At 51.4% G+C, this 23,410-nt stretch carries 21 protein-coding genes; 10 read left to right on the top strand and 11 right to left on the bottom strand.

What is annotated here, in order from left to right; all coding sequences use genetic code 11:
• Positions 1–261 precede the first annotated feature (261 nt).
• The 4 genes from carB to GWC94_RS00585 all read left to right on the top strand — a co-directional run bounded on the left by carB (position 262) and on the right by GWC94_RS00585 (position 4,917).
• Entirely contained in the window at positions 262–1,908 is a 1,647-nt protein-coding gene (gene carB / locus GWC94_RS00600; protein WP_161833069.1) for a carbamoyl-phosphate synthase large subunit, read from the top strand.
• 141 nt (positions 1,909–2,049) lie between these two features.
• Positions 2,050–3,012: a transketolase family protein gene (locus GWC94_RS00595; protein WP_161833068.1), complete on the top strand. Its 963-nt coding sequence runs from the start codon at positions 2,050–2,052 to the stop codon at positions 3,010–3,012.
• Positions 3,013–3,153: 141 nt separating this feature from the next.
• Positions 3,154–3,630 carry an SRPBCC domain-containing protein gene (locus GWC94_RS00590; RefSeq protein ID WP_161833067.1) on the top strand — a complete coding sequence of 159 codons (477 nt, stop codon included), beginning with the start codon at positions 3,154–3,156 and terminating at the stop codon, positions 3,628–3,630.
• A gap of 228 nt (positions 3,631–3,858) precedes the next feature.
• A complete protein-coding gene (locus tag GWC94_RS00585) occupies positions 3,859–4,917 on the top strand; it encodes a DUF6515 family protein (protein ID WP_161833066.1) in 1,059 nt (352 codons plus the stop codon).
• Between the two features lie 60 nt (positions 4,918–4,977).
• Here the strand turns inward: GWC94_RS00585 and pdxH are convergent, their stop codons facing one another.
• The 8 genes from pdxH to GWC94_RS00545 all read right to left on the bottom strand — a co-directional run bounded on the left by pdxH (position 4,978) and on the right by GWC94_RS00545 (position 15,196).
• Entirely contained in the window at positions 4,978–5,622 is a 645-nt protein-coding gene (gene pdxH / locus GWC94_RS00580) for a pyridoxamine 5'-phosphate oxidase (protein WP_161833065.1), read from the bottom strand.
• A gap of 44 nt (positions 5,623–5,666) precedes the next feature.
• Entirely contained in the window at positions 5,667–8,741 is a 3,075-nt protein-coding gene (locus GWC94_RS00575) for an efflux RND transporter permease subunit (RefSeq protein WP_161833064.1), read from the bottom strand.
• A 36-nt stretch (positions 8,742–8,777) separates the two neighbouring features.
• Complete coding sequence (locus tag GWC94_RS00570) at positions 8,778–9,836, bottom strand: efflux RND transporter periplasmic adaptor subunit (RefSeq protein ID WP_202628590.1); 1,059 nt, start codon at positions 9,834–9,836, stop codon at positions 8,778–8,780.
• A gap of 169 nt (positions 9,837–10,005) precedes the next feature.
• On the bottom strand, positions 10,006–10,773 hold the full coding sequence (locus tag GWC94_RS00565; protein ID WP_161833063.1) for a peptidase associated/transthyretin-like domain-containing protein: 768 nt from the start codon (positions 10,771–10,773) through the stop codon (positions 10,006–10,008).
• Between the two features lie 164 nt (positions 10,774–10,937).
• On the bottom strand, positions 10,938–11,669 hold the full coding sequence (locus tag GWC94_RS00560) for an esterase family protein (RefSeq protein WP_161833062.1): 732 nt from the start codon (positions 11,667–11,669) through the stop codon (positions 10,938–10,940).
• Between the two features lie 21 nt (positions 11,670–11,690).
• Positions 11,691–12,434, bottom strand: coding sequence for a ParA family protein (locus tag GWC94_RS00555; RefSeq protein WP_161833061.1), 744 nt, complete (start codon positions 12,432–12,434; stop codon positions 11,691–11,693).
• 112 nt (positions 12,435–12,546) lie between these two features.
• Complete coding sequence (chrA, locus tag GWC94_RS00550) at positions 12,547–13,776, bottom strand: chromate efflux transporter (protein ID WP_235918409.1); 1,230 nt, start codon at positions 13,774–13,776, stop codon at positions 12,547–12,549.
• A gap of 154 nt (positions 13,777–13,930) precedes the next feature.
• On the bottom strand, positions 13,931–15,196 hold the full coding sequence (locus GWC94_RS00545; protein ID WP_161833059.1) for a pyridoxal phosphate-dependent aminotransferase: 1,266 nt from the start codon (positions 15,194–15,196) through the stop codon (positions 13,931–13,933).
• 147 nt (positions 15,197–15,343) lie between these two features.
• Here GWC94_RS00545 and GWC94_RS00540 point away from each other — a divergent pair, with 147 nt between their 5' ends.
• Positions 15,344–16,618: a DUF5690 family protein gene (locus GWC94_RS00540; protein ID WP_161833058.1), complete on the top strand. Its 1,275-nt coding sequence runs from the start codon at positions 15,344–15,346 to the stop codon at positions 16,616–16,618.
• Between the two features lie 91 nt (positions 16,619–16,709).
• On the opposite strand, the gene msrB is transcribed toward GWC94_RS00540, so the two are convergent.
• Complete coding sequence (gene msrB / locus GWC94_RS00535; RefSeq protein ID WP_235918408.1) at positions 16,710–17,180, bottom strand: peptide-methionine (R)-S-oxide reductase MsrB; 471 nt, start codon at positions 17,178–17,180, stop codon at positions 16,710–16,712.
• A gap of 269 nt (positions 17,181–17,449) precedes the next feature.
• On the opposite strand from msrB, the gene GWC94_RS00530 reads away from it, so the two are divergent.
• The 4 genes from GWC94_RS00530 to GWC94_RS00515 all read left to right on the top strand — a co-directional run bounded on the left by GWC94_RS00530 (position 17,450) and on the right by GWC94_RS00515 (position 21,818).
• Entirely contained in the window at positions 17,450–18,028 is a 579-nt protein-coding gene (locus GWC94_RS00530; protein WP_161833056.1) for an adenylate kinase, read from the top strand.
• A 162-nt stretch (positions 18,029–18,190) separates the two neighbouring features.
• Positions 18,191–20,239 carry a phenylacetic acid degradation bifunctional protein PaaZ gene (gene paaZ, locus GWC94_RS00525; RefSeq protein WP_161833055.1) on the top strand — a complete coding sequence of 683 codons (2,049 nt, stop codon included), beginning with the start codon at positions 18,191–18,193 and terminating at the stop codon, positions 20,237–20,239.
• A 173-nt stretch (positions 20,240–20,412) separates the two neighbouring features.
• Positions 20,413–21,192 (top strand): enoyl-CoA hydratase/isomerase family protein, encoded by a 780-nt coding sequence (locus GWC94_RS00520; RefSeq protein ID WP_161833054.1) that lies wholly within the window; start codon positions 20,413–20,415, stop codon positions 21,190–21,192.
• A complete protein-coding gene (locus GWC94_RS00515; RefSeq protein ID WP_161833053.1) occupies positions 21,192–21,818 on the top strand; it encodes a DNA-3-methyladenine glycosylase family protein in 627 nt (208 codons plus the stop codon). The genes GWC94_RS00520 and GWC94_RS00515 overlap by 1 nt, the downstream gene beginning before the upstream one ends.
• Here GWC94_RS00515 and GWC94_RS00510 read toward each other — a convergent pair.
• Entirely contained in the window at positions 21,812–22,018 is a 207-nt protein-coding gene (locus GWC94_RS00510) for a hypothetical protein (protein WP_161833052.1), read from the bottom strand. The two genes, GWC94_RS00515 and GWC94_RS00510, sit on opposite strands and share 7 nt — an antisense overlap.
• A 186-nt stretch (positions 22,019–22,204) precedes the next feature.
• On the opposite strand from GWC94_RS00510, the gene GWC94_RS00505 reads away from it, so the two are divergent.
• Positions 22,205–22,666, top strand: coding sequence for a response regulator (locus GWC94_RS00505; protein ID WP_161833051.1), 462 nt, complete (start codon positions 22,205–22,207; stop codon positions 22,664–22,666).
• A gap of 11 nt (positions 22,667–22,677) precedes the next feature.
• On the opposite strand, the gene GWC94_RS00500 is transcribed toward GWC94_RS00505, so the two are convergent.
• Positions 22,678–23,313, bottom strand: a complete 636-nt coding sequence (locus GWC94_RS00500; protein ID WP_161833050.1) for a carbonic anhydrase — start codon at positions 23,311–23,313, stop codon at positions 22,678–22,680.
• Positions 23,314–23,410 lie beyond the last annotated feature (97 nt).

Below are 23,410 nucleotides of genomic sequence, written 5' to 3'. Positions count from 1 at the left end.
GGAGCAATTGCCGAAGGGGGATTGGCGATTGCCGATTGAGATTGACAGCAGGTGGTCGATATAATGTTATCTTTCTGGCAGGTGGTTATATGTAAAAATAATCATATAAATAACTGGCCAAAGCCAGCGAATAACGGTTTGCCCTGACCATCACCCCTTATCCCCAATCGGCAATCGGCAATCCCCCTATCGTCCATCCAAAAATAACCTCGTTTTCTGCGTGCACTCCCTTACATTTGCAGAATTTATTTTTTTGCAACCATGCCCAAAGACAATTCCATCAAATCCGTGCTCATCATAGGTTCCGGACCGATTATCATCGGACAGGCCTGTGAATTCGATTATTCCGGCTCCCAGGCTGCGCGCAGCCTGCGCGAGGAAGGTATTGAAGTGATCCTGATCAACAGCAACCCCGCCACCATTATGACCGACCCGATGATGGCAGACAAGGTGTACCTGCTGCCATTGACGGTGGAAAGCATTGAGCAGATACTCGAAGAGAACAAGATCGACGCCGTGCTGCCAACCATGGGCGGGCAGACCGCGCTGAACCTCTGTAAAGAGGCCGATGAACTGGGTGTATGGGAAAAATACGGTGTAAGACTGATTGGTGTGGATGTGGCCGCGATTGATACAGCGGAAGACAGGGAGAAGTTTCGCCAGCTGATGGTGAGGATCGGTATCCAGGTGGCGCCCAGCCATGTGGCCAACAGTTTTCTCGAAGGAAAAGAATTTGCACAGCAGATCGGGTTCCCGCTGGTGATACGTCCATCGTTTACCCTGGGCGGAACCGGTGGCGGTTTTGTACACAGCAAAGACGAGCTGGATGCTGCACTGGAAAGAGGGCTGAAAGCTTCGCCGATACACGAGGTACTGGTAGAAAAAGCCGTGCTGGGCTGGAAGGAATACGAACTGGAGCTGCTGCGCGATAAAAACGATAATGTGGTGATCATCTGTACCGTGGAAAATCTGGACCCGATGGGCGTTCATACCGGCGATTCGATCACCGTTGCGCCCGCCATGACCCTGAGCGATACCTCCTTCCAGGATATGCGTAACAAAGCCATACTGATGATGCGTTCGCTCGGCAATTTTGCAGGCGGCTGTAATGTGCAGTTTGCACAGAACCCCGAAACAGAAGAGCTGATCGCCGTGGAGATCAATCCGCGTGTAAGCCGTTCCTCGGCGCTTGCCTCCAAGGCAACGGGTTACCCCATCGCCAAGATCGCCGCCAAACTGGCCATCGGCTACAGCCTGGATGAACTGAAGAACCAGATCACCATGACCACTTCCGCCTATTTTGAACCGGCGCTGGATTATGTGATCGTAAAGGTGCCGCGCTGGAATTTCGACAAATTCAAAGGAGCCAACGATACACTGGGTCTGCAGATGAAAAGTGTGGGCGAAGTGATGGCCATCGGCCGCAGCTTTGCCGAAGCCATCCAGAAAGCCTGCCAGAGCCTGGAGAACGAAGCGCTGGGACTGGGTTATTACGGCAAGAGCCTGATGAAGAGCGAAGAACTGGTGGAATACATCAAGACCCCGAAATGGGACCGTATTTTCCGTATCAAGGATGCGCTGATGCAGGGTTCCACCGTAAAATCCATTGCGCAGGCAACACGCATCGACCGCTGGTTTATTTACCAGATACAGGCGCTTTGCCATATGGAAAAAGAAATTGCACAATACTCGCTGGAAACACTGCCGACTGAATTGCTGAAAGAAGCCAAAAAGAATGGCTTTGGCGATGCGCAGATTGCACAGATCCTGCAGGGCAACTGCACCGATGAAGAAGTGTATGAAAAACGTAAAGCCCTTGGCATTACCCGCGTGTATAAAATGGTAGACACCTGCAGCGCCGAGTTTGAAGCCAAAACCCCGTATTTCTACAGCACCTTCGAGGGATAATATACATTACAGCGAAAGACCGGATAGGAAAGATCTCCTGTCCGGTCTTTCGTTTCCTTTTCACCGGTACTTTTCGCCGCCTGCTTTCCCCGATTTTCTTTACTTTGCAGCACTTTTTACTGTTTACTGCAAACGTTCTTCATGAAATTAACAGACATCAAGGTATTGAATGAGAAAGAAACCCGTGGCGGTTTCGGAGAAGGCATCCACGAAATCGGCAAGGAAAATGAAAATGTGGTGGTGCTCACCGCAGACCTTGCCGGCTCATTGAAACTCGGTCCTTTTATCAAGGATTTTCCCCAGCGTTTTGTTCAGTGCGGTATCGCGGAAGCCAATATGATCGGTATTGCCGCCGGTATGACCATTGGCGGTAAAATTCCTTATACAACCACATTCGCCAATTTCAGCACCGGCCGTGTGTACGACCAGATACGCCAGAGTGTTGCCTACAGCGGCAAGAATGTAAAGATCTGTGCATCGCATGCCGGACTTACCCTTGGCGAAGACGGCGCCACGCACCAGATACTCGAAGACATTGGCCTGATGAAAATGCTGCCGGGCATGACCGTGATCGTTCCCTGCGATTTCAACCAGACAAAAGCCGCCACCAAGGCGGTTGCGGCGCTGAATGGCCCTGTGTACCTGCGTTTCGGCCGTCCGAAATGGCCCAATTTCACCGCCGAAGACGGCAGTGATTTTGTGATCGGCAAAGCACAGAAACTGAGCGAAGGATCCGATGTATCCATTTTTGCCTGCGGTCATATGGTATGGAAAGCGATTGAGGCGGGACGTATACTCGAAGCGAACGGCATCAGCGTTGAGCTCATCAACATACACACCATTAAACCGCTGGATGAAGAAGCGGTGCTGAAATCGATCAGCAAAACCAAATGCGCGGTAACCGTTGAAGAACACAATGTGCTGGGCGGACTGGGCGATTCCATCGCACAGGTTGCTGCAAGACATATGCCGGTGCCCATCGAATACATCGGCACAAAAGACACTTTCGGCGAAAGCGGTAAACCCGTGGAGCTGCTGACCAAATACGGCCTCGACACGCCTTTTATCGTTGAGGCAGCCGGAAAAGTGATGAAACGGAAATAACCAGCGAATCGATCAATTCAATATAGAACCGCAGTATGAGCTGCGGTTTTTTTATTGATTACCGGCAACCGTATGCGGCAGGAAATATTTTGCCTGCGATGGGTGTTTTTTGGGAATTTTGACTTCTAAATTTTATACCCTATGAATCCGACAACACTCGAAATAAAAGCCGGTCTGCAGATAGCCCGGCCCGTACACCAGGTATTTGACAGTATCGTAGACCCGGCGGTCATGTGTAACTATTTCATCTCCTGGGGATCGGGGCGGATGGAAGAAGGCCAGACCCTACAATGGCGCTTCCCCGAATTCGACGAAACATTCCCCATCCGCGTGGGAAGCATACGCAATAACAGTTATGTGTCTTACTACTGGGCCAATGGCGACAAGGAAACGCTGGTGGAGATTACGCTTACCGCGTATAAGGAAACCGATACCGTAGTGACCGTTACCGAAAAAAGTATGTCCAACGACGAAGCGGGTATCAACTGGCTGAAAGGCAATACCGAAGGCTGGGCCAATTTTCTCGCCTGCATGAAGGCCTGGCTCGAATACGGCGTACACCTGCGCAAAGGCGCTTTTGATTTCCGTTTCGAAAAACCGCAGCAAAAAGAAGCCTGATCATTCCCCGGCCCCGGTGGGGCAATATCGAATATTGAACAAGGAGTGTAGAATGTCGATCAGATGGCAACTTTTCCATATCCGATCGACATTCTACACTCCTTGTTCGTTATTCGTCTGTTCCCCTTCCCATCATTCGCCGATTTTAAGTTTCTTTTCAGAAACAGTACACGAGATTTGGTAGGATTTCGGCGTCCGCAACCCTTTTTATCATTTAAAAACAACACCATGAAACCTATCTCGACACAGGTGAGACCGGCTTTCGTTTTTGTTTTGTGCATGTTTGGCGCCGCTATCTCCACCCAGGCACAGCGTGGAAGAAACTATTACAGGCATGCCGCTTTTTATCCCGCTTACGGGCAACGCTTTGTCAGTATGCCGGGCGCGTATGTCAGCCTCAATTTCGGCGGCAATCCTTATTACTATGCCGGAGGTAATTTTTATCGTCCCAACGGGGGTTATTTCCAGGTAACATTCCCGCCTTTTGGCCTGCATGTGGGCATACTGCCCACGGTATATCACCCGGTGATCTGGGGCGGCAATCCCTATTACTACTCGAACGGGGTTTTTTACCGTCCTTCTCCCGATACGCGCGATTACGAAGTGGTGCAGGCGCCCATCGGCGCTGAGGTTCCTTTCTTACCGGCAGAAACAAAGACCATGGTGATCGACGGCGAGAAATTCTATTCGCTGAACGGCACCTATTTCAAAGACCTGGTAAAACCCAATGGCGAATTATGGTACAGGGTGGTGGGCAAGAACGGCGTACTGAATACGTTCAGGAACGAGGATAACTACCAGCAGATGCCAAGGCCGGAGTATCCGCAGCAGGAGCCGCAACGGGGTTACCCGCAACAGGCACCGCAAAATTACCCGCAGCCTGCGCCGCAGTATTCTTACCCGCAACCCCGGCAGGAGCAGCAGCAGCCGGCCCCGGTTCAGCAGCAACCCGTGATAACACAACCGGCACCAGTGCAGCCAGCTGTTGTTGTACCACAGTCGCAATCCACCCAAACGGTTAACGGCGTTCGCGAAGCGGTGCGTCGCAACCAGCAGTCAAGACCTGTTACAGAAGAAGATGAGGATACCTCCGATTCAACGCAATGGAGCGCACCCGATCTGATACTGCATGATAACCCGGGACTGGGCTGGGTGGTTGACAGGTTACCGAAAGACTGCAAAACGGTAACGATCAATAACAAGAAGTATTACCTGGCTCCTGACAATACCTATTACGAAGAATTTGTAGACGGCAGACAGGTACGCTACAAAGTGGCAGGAAAATAAACCGGAGGTACGGTTTGCGGGGTAGGGCAGTTTGATCCTGCTTTGCAAATCGTACCTGTTTTAGGGTGCCAGGCGGGCCACCGTCCACCCGCCCGTATCCTGTAAGCGGTATACCAGCCTGTCGTGCATACGGCTGGGGCGTCCCTGCCAGAATTCGATCATTGTGGGTGTAACAAGGTAACCGCCCCAATGTTCCGGGCGGGGAATATTGCCTGATGCAAATCTTGCCTGCATGGTTTCGTATCTTTTTTCCAGTTCTTCGCGGTCTGCCACCACCGTGCTTTGCGGCGATGCCCATGCACCGATACGGCTGGCTTGTGGACGCGAGTGGAAATACGCATCGCTCTCGGCAGCATCCAGTTTGGCAACGGTTCCTTCAATGCGCACCTGTCTTTCCAGGTCTTTCCAGAAAAATACCAGCGCGGCAAACGGGTGGGCGGCCATATCCCTGCCTTTCTCGCTGTCGTAATTGGTGAAGAATACAAAACCGTTTGCGTCGTAATCTTTCAGCAGCACAATACGGGCTGCGGGTTTCCCTTCAGGCGATACGGTGGCCAGTGTCATGGCGTTTACCTCTTCCAGCTGGCTGTGCATGGCTTCCTTCCACCAGCTGCCGAACTGTGTAATGGGATCCGCCGCAACATCCGTTTCGTTCAGTGAGCGAAGCCGGTAGTCCTGGCGTATGTCTGCGATGGCGTTGTTCATACCTTCTCTGTGTTTATTAAGGTAAACACAGGCCTGGGCAATGGTTATTCGGTGATCTCCGTTTTTTCCGCCTTATGTTTTCCTGATACAAAGGTATATACCGCAGGGATAACAAACAGCGTAAGGATCAGCGAGAACAGGATACCGCCCACCACCACGATGCCCAGCGGTATACGGCTGGTGGAAGCTGCACCCAGGCTCAGTGCAATCGGCAATGCACCCAGCGAAGTGGCAAGACTGGTCATCAGGATCGGACGTAAGCGCTGCTGCGAGGCTTCTATCACCGCTTCCATTTTGGCCATACCCATTTTTCGTTTCTGGTTGGCGAATTCAACGATAAGGATGCCGTTTTTGGTTACCAGGCCTATCAGCATGATCATACCGATCTGTGAGAAGATATTGAGTGTTTGCCCGAATATCCAGAGACTCAGCAAGGCACCTGCCAGCGCCAGCGGAACGGTAAGCATGATGGTGAACGGATCGAGGAAGCTTTCGAACTGCGCCGCCAATACAAGGTAGATCAGCACCAGCGCAAGACCGAATGCGAACATGATATTCGAGGAGCTCTCCGCATAATCGCGCGATGGACCGTTCAGTGCGGTCTGGTAGGTTTCGTCGAGCAGGCGGTTAGCGATGGCCTGCATGGCTTCAATACCGTCGCCGATGGTTTTTCCTTCTGCCAGCGAAGCAGAAATGGTAGCCGATTTATACCGGTTGAAATGGTAGATAGTGGCGGGACTGGTACTTTCGGCCAGGTGCACCACCGCATCCAGCGGTATGCTTTCGCCTTTGTTATTCCTTACATAGAGGTTACGGATATCGCTCGGGTTATTACGCATATCGCGTTCTACCTGCGCCACCACCTGGTACTGGAATCCGTTCATGATAAAATAAGCCATACGTCCGCCGCTGAATGCCGCCTGAATCGCCGCCACCACATCCTGTGTTGACAGGCCCAGGTCCTTTACCCTCATCCTGTCGATGGTAAGCTGTATCTCGGGCTTATTGAATTTGAGGTTAACGTCTACGTTGGCAAATGTTTTGTCCTTCCTGGCTTCTTCGAGGAACCTGGGGATCATGTTCTTCAGCTTGGCCAGGTCCTGGTTCTGCAGTATAAACTGCACGGGCAGCGACCCGCGGGAACCGAGTCCCACGGCGATGGTCTGTTCCTGAACGGCAAACACACGGGCATCGTTGAACCTTGACAGTTTGCGCTGCAGGTCGTTGGCAATATCGTTCTGGCTGCGTTTGCGCTCGGCGGGGTCCACCAGCGCCAGCCTCGGCTGCGAGGAGTTGGTTCCGCTTGAGCCAAACCCGCCGCCCACGCGTGCAAACACAAAACTTCTTTCGGGAATAGAATCGTACAGGTAATTGGCGATATTATCTGTAAGATGCTGCATATAGTTATAGCTGGTGCCTTCTGCCGCAGTAACCGTAAAACGGATACTGCTCCTGTCTTCCATCGGCGCAATCTCGCTCTTGAGCGAACTGCTGACGAAATAAATGATGCCGCCGCAGATCAGTACCAGCACCCAGGCCATCCAGCGCAGTTTCATGAAACCCGATAACAGCCTTTTGTAACCGCTCTCCATACCTGTGAAGAAGGGTTCTGTTTTGCGGTAGAACCAGCCTTCCTGTGCATGCGGCGTACTCAGGTATACGTTCAGCACAGGGGTGATGGTAAGCGATACGAAGGCGGATATCAGTACCGCGGCGGCAAGTGTAACGCCAAATTCGCGGAACAGTCTTCCCACAAAACCTTCGAGGAAAATCACCGGCAGGAATACAACGGCCAGTGTGATGGAGGTGGATATCACCGCAAAGAATATCTCCCTGCTTCCCTCCAGCGCCGCTTTTCGTATCGGCAGCCCCTCTTCCAGTTTCCTGAATATGTTTTCCGTGACGACGATACCATCGTCTACCACCAACCCTGTTGCCAGTACAATACCCAGCAGGGTGAGGATATTGATGGAAAAGCCCGCAATGTACATGATAAAGAAAGTGGCCACCAGCGAAATCGGGATATCTATCAGCGGGCGCAGCGCCACCAGCCAGTTGCGGAAGAAGAAGAAGATCACCAGTACCACCAGCGAAAAAGAGATGATCAGTGTTTCCTTTACCTCCTCCAGCGAACGCCGGATATTGACCGTATTATCGATCAGTACATTGAAGGTGATATCCGATTTGTTTGATTTTTCGATCTGTTCAAGACGTTTATTGAACTCGTTGGCGATCTCGATATTATTGGCGCCGGGTTGCGGCACAATGGCAAGACCCACGGCGTTCACACCATTGTACTTCCATGACTGTTCCAGCAGCTCGGGGGCCATTTCTATCTTGGCAACATCGCCCAGGCGAATGATACCGCTGCTGTCCTGCCTGATGATCAGGTCGCGGAACTGCTGTTCGCTGGTGAGTCTTCCCAGTGCGCGTATCACCAGCTCGGTATTGTTTCCATAGATCTTACCCGGTGGCAGTTCAATGTTTTCTGTATTGATGGCGCTTCTGATATCGGTAAACGCCACCCGGTGTGCATTCATTTTATCCGGGTTAAGCCAGATGCGCATGGAGTAGCGTTTCTGTCCGAAAATATTGATGGAGCTTACGTCTTTAATGGTCTGCAGCTGCTGCTGTAATACGGTCTCGGCATAATCGCTCAGTTCCATCAGGCTTTTGGTGCGGCTCTGGATGGCCAGGATCAGGATAAAATCGCTGTTCGCATCCGCTTTGGAAACGATGGGCGGCGCATCGATATCCTGTGGCAATGCCCTTTGTGCCTGGCCCACTTTATCGCGCACATCGCTTGCCGCGGCTTCCAGGTCAACACCCAGTTCAAACTCGATGGTGATATTGCTGCTGCCCAGCGAACTGGAGGAGGAGATGGAACGGATACCGGGGATGCCGTTTACCTGTTTTTCCAGCGGCTCCGTTATCTGGCTTTCGATAATGTCTGCATTGGCGCCGGTATAGCTCGTACTTACGTTGATGATGGGCGGATCGATAGCGGGATAATCACGCACCGCCAGGAAAGTAAATCCCACCACACCAAACAGGATGATCATCAGGTTCATCACTGTTGCCAGTACCGGCCGCTTCAACGATAACTGCGAAATATTCATATAGCTGCGCTATGCTGTTTTGAGAGAGCCTAATGCTTAATTGTTGAGTTGCTCGAGTGTTTTTACACTGCGCACTTTCAGGGGCGCTTTGGGTCTTGCAAACAGCACGCCCGTTACCACCACGGAATCGCCCACGCTGATGCCTTTGGTGATCTCTGCATTATTGGCCTGTCTGTCGCCGGTTTCCACATTCACAAAGGCCGCTTTGCCTGCTTTTACCAATACCAGCTGTTTGTTCTTATCGTCGGGTATGATTGCATTGGTTGGCACAAAAATGGCTTTGCCGCTGCGGTTGGCGGCAACCGTTACTTTTACAAACGCACCGGGGTTTACCTTACCGCTTTGCAGCACCGCGCGTATTTTCAGGTTGCGGGTATTCTGTATCACCTGCGGCTCCGTTGCAATGATCACTGCCCTGGACATGCTCTTGCTGTTTGCATCCAGCTGCACATCCACGGCGGCACCTTTGTGTATCAGTTCGCTGTATTCTTCGGGGATGGTGAAATCGATCTTGGGTCTGTCAACCTGCTGTATGGTGGCTATGATCGTGGTTGGTGAAAGATAGGCGCCCAGGCTTACCTGCCGCAAACCCACCAGGCCGCCGAACGGCGCGCGTATCACCGTTTTATCGATCTGTGCCTGGGTAAAGCCGATATCAGCCTTCAAAGTGCTTACCTGGTTCACCGCCACATCGTAATCTGCCTGGTTCAGTCCGCCGATATCGATCAGTTTTTTCAGACGCTGTTCCGTTTTCTGCGCCAGTTCCAGCTGTGCCCTTGATTTTGCCAGTCCGGCTACATAATCCGCATCGTTGATCTTTGCGATGACCGTACCTTTCTGCACATACGAACCTTCGGGAACGTTCAGGTAAACAAGTCTTCCGCTGATCTCCGTCCTCAATTCCACGTATTCATTGGCCACCACCGTACCGTTGGCCTCCACCCTGCTGCTTACCTCCTGGGCCTGGGCTATGATCACATCCACCACTACCGGTTGCTGGGAACTGCCCTGTTGTTTGGGGGCTTCCTTCTCTTTCCTGCCCTTGCAGGCCACTGCGAAAATGACTGCAAAAACAAAGAGGTATTTACTTTTCAAAGGCTAAAATTTATAGGCGGCTAAAGATAGCCATATATTCATTTCTACCCGTTTTATGGCTGACAAACGGCTAAGATGCAGGAATTAATCGGCGAAGAAAAGAATTCGCGAACCGGTTGGTTTGCATATGCCGGGAATAGACGGTTATTGCGAGCGCGTGGTCTTCGCCTTATCTTCTCAGCCCACCCTGCCATTTGTTCTTTTCAGACAGGTACTGTTCGTAGCACTTCTGGATATAATAGCCGAATTCGAGGTCGTTCAGCAAGAGCACCATCTCGTAGGAAGGCCGGTATTTGGTCATAAAGACTTCCAGTTCGGGAGATTCCAGCTTCGTGATCTTCCTGACAAAAGGTTTGCTGAAGCGACGGTCCACATATTTGTTCTGCTCCTCATCGATCAGTCTTTTTTGCAGGAATGCCATATTGCGGTTACGGCGCGTGCGGAACATATTGATGATCTCGTCAAGATCAAATGCAGCGGTGAGTCCGCCGGGATTATAATTCGGATTATTGCTCAGGCGGAGTGTTGGTTTTTTGAAATTGAAATATTTCGCGTAGTCCCTGCGGTTCTCTATGGAATCGAGTTTGTAATAATTATTCCGCACCCTTACCTCCGGAAGCTGCGTGGCGTATACATGGATCATTACGTTGAAATTATCCATGTTCTCGATCGTATCCACCGGGTATTTCATGGTGGCTTTGCCGATCAGCGAAAACCAGAGCGAATCTTTCCGGGGAACCATGATGGAATACCTGCCCAGGGAGTCGGTGATCGTACCCCGGCCCGAAGTACTCAGTACGGCAACCGCTTCAAGGGGACGTTTGGCGGTAATATCGTATACCGTACCGCTCACGATTACCGTTTGCGCCTGCAGTTTAATGGCAGCGCCGGTAAGCAAACAAATAACAATAAAAGCAGATAGTAACCCTTTTCTCAAACCCTTTATTTAGCGTGTAATATTAAGACAGCCACCGCAGAGTTCAAGCGCCGGGGGTTGAATTAACGCTCCTTTTGCAGATAGGGAGCGGGAGACGTTTTGGATTGTCGATGTTTGATTGCCGATTTATTTCTTCCGACTCGCGACTGACGTCTCACGCCTTCTCAGAACTTCGTATCGATGATATAGGGCAGCATGGTGCGCCAGGTGGGCCAGTCGTGGGAGATATCGCCGCCCCAGATATCCAGATCGTACCAGATACCCTTATCGTAGAGGATACCCGCAATACGGCGCGAGGCGTTGGGGTCTTCGTAAGAGCCGCTGCCGGTGTAAATATGAATATGGTGACTGGCTTTTATCTTGCCCAGGTACCATTCGTCGTTCAGGTTGGGCAGGTAATGGGCCGGACTGTTATAATACACCTGTTCGTCAAAAAAACCTTTGGTGTATTCTGTCAGATCGTACACACCGCTCATACTTACGGCACCATTGATGATATCGGGACGTTTCAGAAAAAGGTTCATGGCATGCAGGGCGCCGAAGGAGGCACCGCAGGTATAGATCAGGGTGTCGTTGCTGGTGGCATTGCGGATAAAGGGCACCACTTCGTTGAATACGTATTCGTTGAACTGGTTATGACGGATGGCTTTGTGTGCAGGCTCCATTTCATTGTTCATCCAGCTTTCCCTGTTCATACTGTCTATGCTGAACACCCGCAGTTTGCCTGCGTTGATATACGGCGCCAGCGCATCGATCAGCCGGAACCGTTCATATTCCAGGTAATCCGCAGCCGCGGTGGGTATGAGCAGCAGCGCAAAGCCGTAATGACCATAAGAAGCGATCGGCATTTCCCGGCCAAGGGCCGGACTGTGCCAGGAGCTGAGTTCTCTGTTCATACACAATGCATTTACGGCTGATCAATCAATACATGTCTTGCGGATCTCCTTCCACAGATCCCTGAAACACTGGGCTGCGTAACTGCTGGGCGCATAGGTTTCCAGCGGCGCCTCGTGCACACCCATTTTCTCCACATCGCTGAGATAGGGGATATAGTTCTTGAAAAAGAATTTGTCCTTATAAAAGCTGTGCATCACCTCATGGTGCAGATTCTTGCGATGATCCACCATGCTGAAAAAACATTTCAGCTTGCCGGCATCGATATCATTTTCCCTGAAATAATCGCGCACCGTCTCGTAAGAGCGGATGGATAAGGTGGTGGGTATATTGGGCATCAGCACCCAGTCGGCACCGGCAAATACCGCCTCGTGCAAAAGCGAGATGCCCGGGGAGCAATCGAGAAAAACGATATCGTATTCTTTTTTCAGCGGGTTCAGCAGCGAAGCGATTTTTTTCTTCGACTGTTTCATATCGCTCAGCAGGATATCTGCATGGCGCGCAGAAAGGTCGGCAGGTATCACATCGAGGTTGGGATAGGGGCTCGACTGGATCAGGTCTGACAACTCCTTATCGCTGCTGAACAGTTTTTTGGTATCGTTGCCGGAGCCGGCGGAAACACCCAGGTAAAAAGAAGAGGAGCCCTGCGGGTCCATATCCCATACCAGTGTTTTATATCCTTCTTTTGTCGAGAGATAGGAGAGGTTGATCGAGGCGGCCGTTTTTCCTACACCGCCTTTGAGGTTGTAAAGTGCGATAGTGACCATGACTTAAATATACGGCAAAGCCATGAGCAATGAAGGGTTTCGACGCTTTTTATCGGTGCAGGATGACCATGATACCCCGAATGAAAGCCAGGTACCGGCTGTTCAGCCGGTGTTATATCAGCCATCCCAGCAACAAACAGCCCAGCACGATAAACGGCGCGGGTATTTTACGGATGCCCAGCAGGGAAAAAGTGACGACCACGATCAGCAGGTCCCAGATGCCGATGGATTCGCCTCTTACCAGTGAAAACAGGAAAGTGTCTTTCACCAGGTAGCAGGTGGCGCCGGCCATGATGCCCACTACGGCCGCATTGATACCCTCGAGCGAACGGTAAATAACTGCGTATTTTTTCAGGTTATGCCATACGGGAAAAAAGAACAGCACCAGTAAAGCGCTTGGCAGGAAGATAGCAATGGCGCCTACGATACACCCGATCAGCTGCATGGTTCTGCCTTCGTCGCGCAGCACCATACCGCCCGTAAAAGCACCCACCGAAAACACCGGGCCCGGTATGGCGCGCACCATACCCGAACCGGTGAGAAAATCCTCTCTCGACATCCGCAGTACTTCGCGGCCTGTTTGCTGCACCCGTTTGGTTTCGGGGCGGGTTACATATTGTTCGTACATCAGCGGCAGCAGCACATCGCCACCGCCGAATACCAGGCTTCCGAAACGGTAGGCATTCTCGAAAAGGTTGATGGCTTTGCGGTGCTTCCAGTTCTGCTGGCTGGCCGTTTCGGAGAGGTATCCCGCCAGACCGAACAAGGCCAGGAAGATCAGGATATTGCCCCATTTGATCTTTTTCGGCGGAACACCTTTCTGCGGTATCCGTTTATCGCTGAAATTGGTAACGATACCCCCCAGCACGATCAGTACGGGAAATACCCAGGGCGACCGGAACGCAAGAAATGTGGTTATGGTGGCAACCACCATGATCACCTGTGTAATGGTATTGTGAATGGCTTTGCCAAAAATGCGGAAAGTGGAATAGGCAATAAAACCGATCGCCATCGGCCGCACAAACTTAAACACCTGTACGCTGATGCCCATATCTGCCAGGTAATCCAGCAGGAACGAAATGGAACCCATAATGGCGCAGGCCGGAAACATCCATATCAGCAGCGTAAGCACCGCAAGCGAAATACCGCCTCTTTTATACCCGATCAGCGTCAGCGTTTGCGTGGAGGATGCGCCGGGAAGCAGCTGGCAGAATCCGTTGTATTCGATCAGTTCGGTCTCTGTCAGATCGGCCCGCTGCTGAACAAAAGTGCGCATCATCATACCCATATGTCCCTGCGGACCGCCAAACGCGGTAATACTATGCCAGAAAACGGCTCTCAAAAAAGCAGTATGACGGTGTAATGGCAACAGGGTATCGTTAGGGTACCGGAAGTTAGGAAATGAATATCGAATATCGAACAGGCGAATAATGAATAAAGAAGTATGGGCGGGATCCCGGCATCCGGTATTCGTCTGTCCTGTATTCAATATTAAATTAACGCAGCTTCTGCAAAGCGGCCTCCAGTTTGGAGAACATCTCGGGTATCTCTTCTTTTTTGCAGGTGCCTACGCTCAGGCGGTACCAGGGGCTGCTGCTGCCCGCACCAAATGCGGAGAAGGGAACCACCGCCAGTTTGGCTTCGCTGAGTATATAGGAAGTTACCTCCTGCTGCGTTTCCAGTTTTTTACCTTCGGCTGTTGTTTTACCGGTAAGGTCTATTTTAACAGTAAGATAGATTGCAGCCTGCGGGGTTACCGAATCAACGGAATACCCTTTTTGCTTCAGCGCGATAAAGCCCGCGTGTATTTTGCGGAGTCTTTCTTCTATCTCCGATTTGAAATGAACAAGGTACTGGTCGATGGCGTCTTTCTCGAGCAGGTATTTTGCAACCGCTTTCTGTTCGGCCATCGGGGCCCAGGCGCCCAGATGGCTTAGTATGGCCTTCATTTTGGCGATCACGGCCTCCGGGCCCAGTGCCCAGCCCACGCGTACACCGGTGGCGGCAAACACTTTGGAGATACCGTCAACAAAAACGGTATACGGTTTCATATCAGGACGCAGCGAAACGGGATTGGCATGCACGGTATCGCCAAAAGTCAGCGTCCAGTACATCTGGTCGAACATCAGGTATAATTTCTTATCATTTTCCCCGCGTTGATGATTTTCTTCGATGATCAGGTCGCAGATCTCGGCGAGCGACTGCCCGGATAGGGTGGTGCCGGTGGGGTTTTGGGGTGTACAGATACAGATCAGCGATGCGCCTTTGATGTTTTTACGGATATCATCGGGCGTTGGCATAAAATTGTTTTCGGGGGTGCATTCTATCACGCAGTGCTCCGCTTCGGTCATATGCGTATAGTGGTTGTTGTTCCAGGAAGGAACGCCATAGATCACTTTATCGCCCCTGTCAACGATCGCCTTGAAAACGGTATAGATCAGCGGCCGGCCTCCCGATGCAATCTGTATTTCGTTTGAATGGTACTCTATCCCTTCTCTTTCCTTAATAAACCGGCTTACGGACTGCCGGAGATCAAGCACTCCCTCTGCCGCCGGATAGCTTGTATTGCGGCTTTTGTAAGATTCGATGATCAGTTCCTCCAGTTTTTCCGGTATAGGGAAAATGGCGGGATCAAAATCACCGATGGTAAAGTTGTATATCTTTTCGCCGTTGCGGATGCGCTCGCTGATGGCATTTCCGAGTTTCACGATCTCGCTGCCGATCAGCGTGCCTGCGAGATGACTTAATTTTAGCTGACTCATAATCTTATCTTTCAGGCTGCAAAATTACGGTAAGCCGGAAGAAAATAGCCCACCGGCCGGTGATAAACACCGTTACAGCGGAGGTAATTCCGTTATTCGCTGATCATCTGTTCAATATTCGATATTTTTAACCCTAAAGCCGACTAATTGCCATCTGAAACCAGGTTTTATAAGGGTACTGCTGTACAGACAGGCCTGTATGCCGCGGCAGCCGCTTTTCTTACCTATACCGTCATCTTCGGTTTCCGGAAATCCTATACCGTATGCACATTTGATGGATTGCGTTTTGCGGGACTGGGGTATAAAACACTGCTGGTGCTAAGCCAGATGATCGGTTACCTGCTGGCAAAATTCTACGGCATCCGCTTTATTGCCGAGCTGAAACGATGGGGCAGAAACCGGATCATCCTGCTGCTGGTGGGTATTGCCTGGGTTGCCTGGTTCTTTTTTGCGGTGGTACCCGCCCCTTACAATATCGTATTCCTTTTTCTCAATGGTTTTCCGCTGGGTATGTTATGGGGCGTGGTGTTCTCGTATATAGAAGGAAGACGCAGCACGGATTTTATCGGCGCGGCGCTTGCCGTGAGTTTTATTTTCTCCTCTGGCTTTGTCAAAACGGTCGGCGGATGGCTGATCCTGCATTTTGGTCTGTCCGAATTCTGGCTGCCCTTTGTAACCGGGGCGGTATTTGCGCTGCCGCTGCTGCTGTTTGTATGGATGATGGAACGCATACCGCCGCCAGATGACGCCGATATCGCCTCCCGCATGAGCCGCCAGCCCATGGCAGCCGCGGAGCGGAAAAAACTGGTGCACAGTTTTCTGCCCGGACTGATCGCTTGCATTCTTATCTATGGTTTTGCCACGATCTTCCGCGATATCCGCGACAATTTCAGCGCCGATATGTGGAAGGAAATGGGGTATGCCAACCAGCCTGCGCTTTTCTCCACTACGGAAACACCCATCACGCTGATTGTACTGGTGCTGATCGGCAGTATGGTGGCGATCAGGAACAGCTACCGCGCATTTATGGTGGCGCACCTGTTTATTATGTTGGGTTTTGTGGTGGCGGGTTTCTCTACCTGGCTGTTTATGCGGCAACTGATACAACCCATCTGGTGGATGACCGCGGCAGGACTGGGTCTGTATATGGTATACATACCCTTTAACTCTGTTTTCTTTGAAAGGTTTATCGCGGCATTCCGCTATACCGGCAATGTGGGCTTTCTGATTTACCTGGCCGATTCATTCGGCTACGCCGGCAGCGTAGGGGTATTGCTGAGCAAAGAGATCTTTAGGGTAAAACTCAACTGGGTCCAGTTTTTCTCCAACAGCGTCATCATCCTCTCCGTCATCGGCGTCTTTCTCACCCTGTTCTCCATCATCTATTTCTCCCGAAAAAGAAAACCCACCACCCACTCCTAACCTAACCATTCATCTCTGTTCCTTATTCGGCCATTCCCCTCAATATTCAACATTCCTTGTTCCTCTGTTCCCTGCTCCTCTGTTCCCATTCCTACTCTCCTTTCTTGTTCTCATACTCCTTCTCCGCCGCTTTGGCTTTTTCAAAATCCAGCACCACACCATTGATGCAGTAACGCAACCCGGTGGGAGGCGGTCCGTCTTCAAAGACATGACCCAGATGCGATTTACAGCGGCCGCATTCCACTTCGGTACGCTGCATGCCATGCGTGTTATCGGGCAGGTAAATGATAGAGCCCTTGGAGATGGGTTCATAAAAACTCGGCCAGCCGCAACCGCTTTCAAATTTGGTATCGCTTTTAAAAAGTGCGTTGCCGCATACCGCGCAGTAATAGGTTCCCACCTCTTTTGAGGTTTCGAATTTGCTGGTAAAAGGCCGCTCCGTGCCTTTTTCGCGGGCGATATAATATACATCGGGCGAGAGAATATTCTTCCATTCATCCTCCCGTACCACCACCTTACCGCTATCGGTGCGGGAGTAGTATTTATTTTTTTGTGTGCTCATAGTATCTGCATGATTGCCCGTTGTTTTGCTCTGCGAACAACCGGCCAGGAATAAAATTGATAAAAAGAGAGTCAGTAACCATTTCATACTAACACTTGTTTGATTTCATAAAGATACGCCGTATGCCACGGATCGGTTTTCTTATCGTAAAGACGAAAGGGGGCCCGACAGCCTTACAATGCAGCGTTTTCAAAGCTTTTCGTCGATTGTTAAACAATTTTTAAAAAGCAGCGCGTATATTTGCCACTCACGCAAGGTTTAGCAAGTACATGTTTAATATTATCCTGTTTGGTCCTCCGGGCAGTGGAAAAGGTACGCAAAGTGAGAAACTGATCGCTACCTATGGGTTGAAGCACCTGTCTACCGGGGATCTTCTCCGAAGCGAAATCGCAGCCAGAACACCGCTTGGTCTCGAAGCCAAAAACATTATGGACCGTGGCGAACTCGTTCCCGACGAGGTAGTGGTGGGTATGATCAGCTCTGCGCTGGATGCCAACCCCCAGGCAAAAGGCTTTTTGTTTGACGGTTTTCCCCGTACCGAGGCCCAGAGCGAGGCGCTGGATAAGCTGCTGCGCTTGAAAAATACAGAAATAGGTGTAGTATTGGCATTGGATGTGAGCGAGGAGGAACTGGTGAAGCGGCTCCTGAACCGCGGTCTTACCAGCGGCAGAAGCGATGATACCAATGAATCCGTGATCAGGGCCAGGATTACCGAGTACAAAAAGAAAACAACCGTGGTGGCAGACTACTACCAGCAGTTCGATAAAGTGGTGATTGTGGCGGGCGAAGGAACCGTGGAAGAAATTTTTTCCGCGCTTTGCAGCGAAATCGACAAACGCCTGTCTTAATATTTAACAACTCTTTTCTACAACCAATAACCAACCTGCTGTCCCGCCCCGGCTAATACCCTGGAGCGGGATTTTTTTTGCCGCCCCGGTCCTGCGATTTATCTTTTTGTATTTCAGCTTCTCAATCCTACCAATCGTTAGCTTTGCTCACTAATCTTGCGTATGCTAACCATAGAGAATTATATCCGGGGACAGTGGGTAACCGGAGACGGCGAAGGACAGCTGTTATACAATGCCGTTACCGGCGAACCGATTGCCAGGGCATCGGCAAAAGGACTGGACTTTGCTTCGATACTGCAATATGCCAGGGAAAAAGGAAACCCGGCCCTGCGGAAAATGAGTTTTCATGAACGGGGACTGATGCTGCGCGCGCTGGCCCTGCATCTGCGCGAACACCTCGATGAGTTTTACCAGGTAAGCTACCGCACCGGCGCCACCCGGGCAGACAGCTGGGTGGATATCGAGGGGGGCATCGGCAATCTTTTTTCCTATGCCTCACTTCGCAGAAAATTTCCCGATACGGCTTATTGTCTCGACGGGGAGCACCACCCGCTGGGTAAGGCCAATACCTTTATGGGGCACCACCTGCTGGTACCCAAGGAAGGCGTGGCCATTCATATCAACGCCTTTAATTTTCCGGTATGGGGTATGCTGGAAAAAATAGCCGTGAACCTGCTGGCCGGTATGCCGGCGGTGGTAAAACCGGCAACCATTACCTCCTTTCTCACCGAAACCGTGGTAAGAAGGATCGCCGCCTCGGGTATTCTGCCCGAGGGCGCTTTACAACTTATCTGCGGCAGCGCAGGCGATATGCTGGATCATGTTATGGCGCAGGATGTGATCAGCTTCACCGGGTCTGCCTTCACCGGCCTGATGCTCAAATCTTCGAAAAGCATCCTCGAAAACAATGTTCCGTTTACCATGGAGGCGGATTCGCTGAACTGTATCGTATTGGGCGAGGATATAACACCGGGCATGCCCGAATGGGATATTTTCGTCAAAGAGGTCAGAAAGGAAATGACCACCAAATGCGGACAGAAATGTACGGCCATCAGGCGAATATTTGTTCCGGCCGGTAAACTGGAAGACCTGAGGACGGCATTGGGTAAAGCGCTTGCCCAGACCACCATCGGCAACCCGCTGAATGAAAAAGTACGCATGGGCTCACTTGCCGGCGAATCGCAGCGGAAAGAAGTAAAGCAGCAGGTACAAAAACTGCTCGCCTCCTCCCAACTCATTTACGGCTCGCTCGACAGCGTGGAGCTGATCGACGCCGATGCATCGCGGGGCGCTTTTATCAGTCCTTTGCTGTTGCTGAATGAAAACCCTGCTTCCGCCAGAGAGGTGCACGAGGTGGAAGCCTTTGGCCCGGTGGCCACCCTGATGCCTTACCGTTCTGCCGAAGAAGCCATCCACCTGGCAAAAATGGGGAAAGGATCCCTGGTAAGCACCATCGTTACAGCCGATGCACAAACTGCCAGAAACTATGTTATCGGCGCAGGCACCTACCATGGACGTATCCTGATCCTGAACGATTCGTGTGCGAAAGAAAGCACCGGGCACGGTTCGCCCCTGCCATTGCTGGTACACGGCGGACCCGGCCGCGCAGGCGGCGGCGAGGAAATGGGCGGTATACGCGGCGTAAAACATTATATGCAGCGGGTGGCCATACAGGGCTCTCCGGATATGATCACCGCCGTGAGCCAGGTATTCCAGCCGGGCGCAACCGGTAACACGGACACCGTACATCCTTTCAAAAAATATTTTGAGGAACTGCGGGTCGGCGACCAGCTGGTTACCGAAAAAAGAACGATCACGGCAGAGGATACCGACCGCTTTGCCGATCTCAGCGGTGATCATTTTTATGCACACCTGCGCGGCACGGATTTTTCCGGCACCATGTTCGAAAAACAGGTGGCGCATGGTTATTTCCTGATCAGCGCCGCCGCGGGTCTGTTTGTTGACAGTTATGAAAAGAACCCCGTACTGCTGAACTACGGCATTGACGAACTGCGTTTCACCAAACCGCTATACCCCGGCAGTACCATGTATGTTCGTTTCACCTGCAGGGAAAAGATCGGCCAGGAAAAAAAAGAAACCGCCGATATCGCCAAAGGCATCGTAAAATGGCTGGTGGAAATCTTCGATGAAACCGATGAACTGGTTGGGGTGGCTACGATTTTAACCATGGTGGCAAAAAAATTTCAATAACCCCTCTGTGACGCTGTGTTGAAACTGTGTCTCCGTTTCCCCACAAACCCGTCCTGCCGCGGGCTGAGTTTTTTTTAAACACCCCTCCTTCACCGGGCGAATCACAGGGATACAGAGCAACACGGGAGAACAATTTTGGCTAACTTCAATGTATCTTAGTTAACGGGATTTATATGGTAGAAGAGATCAAACAAGGGCACGTTAAAGTTGAGCGGGAACACGGCATTGCTACAATCGAATTTTTTCATCCGCAGGGCAATTCACTGCCAGGACAGCTGCTGCGTGCCCTGGCCAAACACATACACAGCGAGGGGCTGAACAAAGAAAACAAAGTGATCGTTTTGCGTTCGGGCGGGGAAAAAATATTTTGCTCCGGTGCTTCTTTTGACGAGCTGGCCGCCATCGGCAGCCAGGAACAGGGCAACCATTTTTTCTCCGGTTTTGCCGAAGTGATCAATGCCATGCGCAAAACGCCGCAGTTCATCATTGCACGCATACAGGGCAAATGCATCGGGGGTGGCGTAGGACTTGCCGCCGCGGCAGATTACGCGATAGCCACCGACGGCGCCGATATCAAACTGAGCGAGCTGGCTGTTGGCATCGGACCTTTTGTGGTGGGTCCGGCCGTTCAAAGAAAAATCGGGCTTGCGGCTTTTTCCGAGATGACCATCGACGCCGGTACCTGGCGTCATGCCGACTGGGCCAGGAGAAAGGGTCTGTTTTCCGAAATACACAGCAGTACAGAGCTGATGGACGATGCCATTATACGACTGGCCAATACCCTCTCGCATTCCAGTCCGGAAGCGATGTACGAGATCAAGAAAATGTTATGGCAGGGCACCGAGCACTGGGATCAGCTGCTGACCGAGCGCGCCGCCATCAGCGGCCGGCTGATCCTGGGAGACCACAGCAGGCAGTTCATCGCCTCCTTTAAAGCCAAACAGAAACCTTAGTGCACTCGTTCTCCGAAGCAGACCTGGAACCTGTCTGCAACCAGCTCGCAAAAAAAGACCCCGCGATCAAACGGATCCTGCAACAGTATGGATACCCGCCGTTATGGACGCGCAAACCCTCTTTTGAAACGCTGATCCATATTATACTCGAACAGCAGGTATCGCTTGCTTCGGCAAAAGCGGCACTGGTAAAACTGAAGGAAAAACTGGGCCTGGTTACAGCTGCCCGGCTGCTGCCGCTGACCGATGCGGAACTGCGGGCCTGTTATTTCAGTCGCCAGAAAACCGGTTATGCCCGCTGCCTGGCAAATGCCGTATGCGCAAAACAGCTGTCGATCGGTAAACTGCGGCATTGCAGCGATAAAGAGGTGCGGGAAGCGTTGACGGCCATCAAAGGCATCGGCAACTGGACGGTGGATGTGTTTCTGATGATGGCCCTGCACCGGCGCGATCTTTTCCCCGTGGGCGATATCGCGCTGGTCAACAGCATCCGTCATGAAAAAGCATGGCCCCATGCCACAAAAGAAGAAATACTGGCATTGGCAGAGAACTGGCGGCCCAACCGTACCGTGGCAGCCTATATTTTCTGGCATGCCTACCTGCGAAGAAAGAACATCAGCTATTGAACGACACTGCCGTTTGAATGATTACCCTGCCAGAGATGGTGCAGTTTCCGGTATTCTATTTCCTGCTGCGTTTCCTCGATATCCATTTTGCAGAAATCGTAGGAAACATTCAACCCCCGGCAGGAAGCCAGGTGCTCGGTGAGCCTTGCCAGCCTGTCTAACAACTCCTGGTCGGTCAGGTGTCTTACAAGTTGCTGCATGCGGTTCAAATTGGTCCGGTTAGTCCTCCAAAAAAACCATACTAAGGGGTTTGCTGCCGATACCTGTGGTGCGTATTGCTCACTTGCTTAAAAAAATGGTAAAATTGATGTTGATTGTTTAAACAGTTTTTCGAATGGAGCGGTGTTTGCTGCATTATCCCTGGCTTAACCAAAAATCCTCACCAGATGAAAAACGCAACCCTCCTGTTCATTGACGATGACGAAGAAGACCTCAGTTTTTTTTACCAGGCCGTAAAAGATATCGACCGCAGTATCCATTGCTTCCTGCACAAAGACAGCCAGTCTGCCATGCAGTTGCTGGAACAGGACCTGGCTTTACGACCTGATCTTATTTTCCTGGATCTGAACATGCCCAAGCTTTCGGGGAAACACTGCCTGACCATGATCAAGAAAATGACGCGGCACAAGAATACGCCGGTGATCATCTGCACCACTTCCTCGTCTGAAAAAGACATGGACGATACCTGGGAGCTGGGCGCTTCTTATTATATGACAAAACCGCCCACCGTTGGCGACTGGAAATTTGAGGTAAGCGAAGTGCTGAGCGCCTTCCTGAAAGACGAATTCGGGCAGCTTGGTGTTGACGGTATGACCGGCGGTTTTCATCATTCCGGCCCCAGCGCCTGAGTGCCGGTCTTTTACAGGTCGTCGTACTCGTACATCGGATCGATATGACTGCCTGATTTCATGTGCAGGATGGGCTTGATGATCCCGTCTTTCAGCCCATATACCCAGCCATGCAGATCGGGGCGCTGTTTATTTCTCCAGGCCCGCTGTATGATGGAGGTTTTGGCAAGATCCATTACCTGTTCCTGTACATTCAGCTCCACCAGCCTGTCAAAGCGTTCGTCTTCCGTAGACAGCGCATCAAGCTCCTCGCGGTGCAGGCGATACACGTCTTTGATGTTGCGCAGCCACATATTCAGCACCTGCTTGTAATCGTGGTTATTCATCGCCGCTTTTACACCGCCGCAGCCATAATGACCGCAAACGATCACATGTTTTACATCGAGATGTGTAACGGCGTATTCCAGCACGCTGAGCAGGTTTACATCCGTGTTCACCACCATATTGGCGATGTTGCGGTGAACAAATATCTCACCGGGCTGTGTGTTGGTGATCTGGTTGGCCGGCACACGGCTGTCGCTGCAGCCTATCCACAGAAACTGGGGTGTCTGCAAATGCGCAAGGGTGTCAAAAAAGGCAGGGTCTTCCTGTTTTTTGCGATCGGCCCAGGTTTTATTGTCGGCAAGAAGTTTTTCGTACGATAACATAAGTAAGTGAATTATCGGTGTAAAGATACTATACAGGCGGATACCCGGCGGCCCGGTTTGCCGATACAAAGCAAACAGCCGCAGACCACAGACGGGT

Origin of the sequence: Sediminibacterium soli, from assembly GCF_009939225.1 — a bacterium.
Lineage (GTDB): Bacteria > Bacteroidota > Bacteroidia > Chitinophagales > Chitinophagaceae > Sediminibacterium > Sediminibacterium soli.
The sequence above is the reverse complement of the archived record's forward strand: the minus strand, read 5'-3'. Positions and strand labels throughout refer to the sequence as shown.

Excerpts from the sequence above, each read along its gene's own strand:
- carB (WP_161833069.1), top strand. The coding sequence starts at position 262 with ATGCCCAAAGACAATTCCATCAAATCCGTGCTCATCATAGGTTCCGGA.
- GWC94_RS00595 (WP_161833068.1), top strand. The coding sequence starts at position 2,050 with ATGAAATTAACAGACATCAAGGTATTGAATGAGAAAGAAACCCGTGGC.
- GWC94_RS00590 (WP_161833067.1), top strand. The coding sequence starts at position 3,154 with ATGAATCCGACAACACTCGAAATAAAAGCCGGTCTGCAGATAGCCCGG.
- GWC94_RS00585 (WP_161833066.1), top strand. The coding sequence starts at position 3,859 with ATGAAACCTATCTCGACACAGGTGAGACCGGCTTTCGTTTTTGTTTTG.
- pdxH (WP_161833065.1), bottom strand. The coding sequence starts at position 5,622 with ATGAACAACGCCATCGCAGACATACGCCAGGACTACCGGCTTCGCTCA.
- GWC94_RS00575 (WP_161833064.1), bottom strand. The coding sequence starts at position 8,741 with ATGAATATTTCGCAGTTATCGTTGAAGCGGCCGGTACTGGCAACAGTG.
- GWC94_RS00560 (WP_161833062.1), bottom strand. The coding sequence starts at position 11,669 with ATGAACAGAGAACTCAGCTCCTGGCACAGTCCGGCCCTTGGCCGGGAA.
- GWC94_RS00555 (WP_161833061.1), bottom strand. The coding sequence starts at position 12,434 with ATGGTCACTATCGCACTTTACAACCTCAAAGGCGGTGTAGGAAAAACG.
- GWC94_RS00545 (WP_161833059.1), bottom strand. The coding sequence starts at position 15,196 with ATGAGTCAGCTAAAATTAAGTCATCTCGCAGGCACGCTGATCGGCAGC.
- msrB (WP_235918408.1), bottom strand. The coding sequence starts at position 17,180 with ATGAGCACACAAAAAAATAAATACTACTCCCGCACCGATAGCGGTAAG.
- GWC94_RS00530 (WP_161833056.1), top strand. The coding sequence starts at position 17,450 with ATGTTTAATATTATCCTGTTTGGTCCTCCGGGCAGTGGAAAAGGTACG.
- paaZ (WP_161833055.1), top strand. The coding sequence starts at position 18,191 with ATGCTAACCATAGAGAATTATATCCGGGGACAGTGGGTAACCGGAGAC.
- GWC94_RS00520 (WP_161833054.1), top strand. The coding sequence starts at position 20,413 with ATGGTAGAAGAGATCAAACAAGGGCACGTTAAAGTTGAGCGGGAACAC.
- GWC94_RS00510 (WP_161833052.1), bottom strand. The coding sequence starts at position 22,018 with ATGCAGCAACTTGTAAGACACCTGACCGACCAGGAGTTGTTAGACAGG.
- GWC94_RS00505 (WP_161833051.1), top strand. The coding sequence starts at position 22,205 with ATGAAAAACGCAACCCTCCTGTTCATTGACGATGACGAAGAAGACCTC.
- GWC94_RS00500 (WP_161833050.1), bottom strand. The coding sequence starts at position 23,313 with ATGTTATCGTACGAAAAACTTCTTGCCGACAATAAAACCTGGGCCGAT.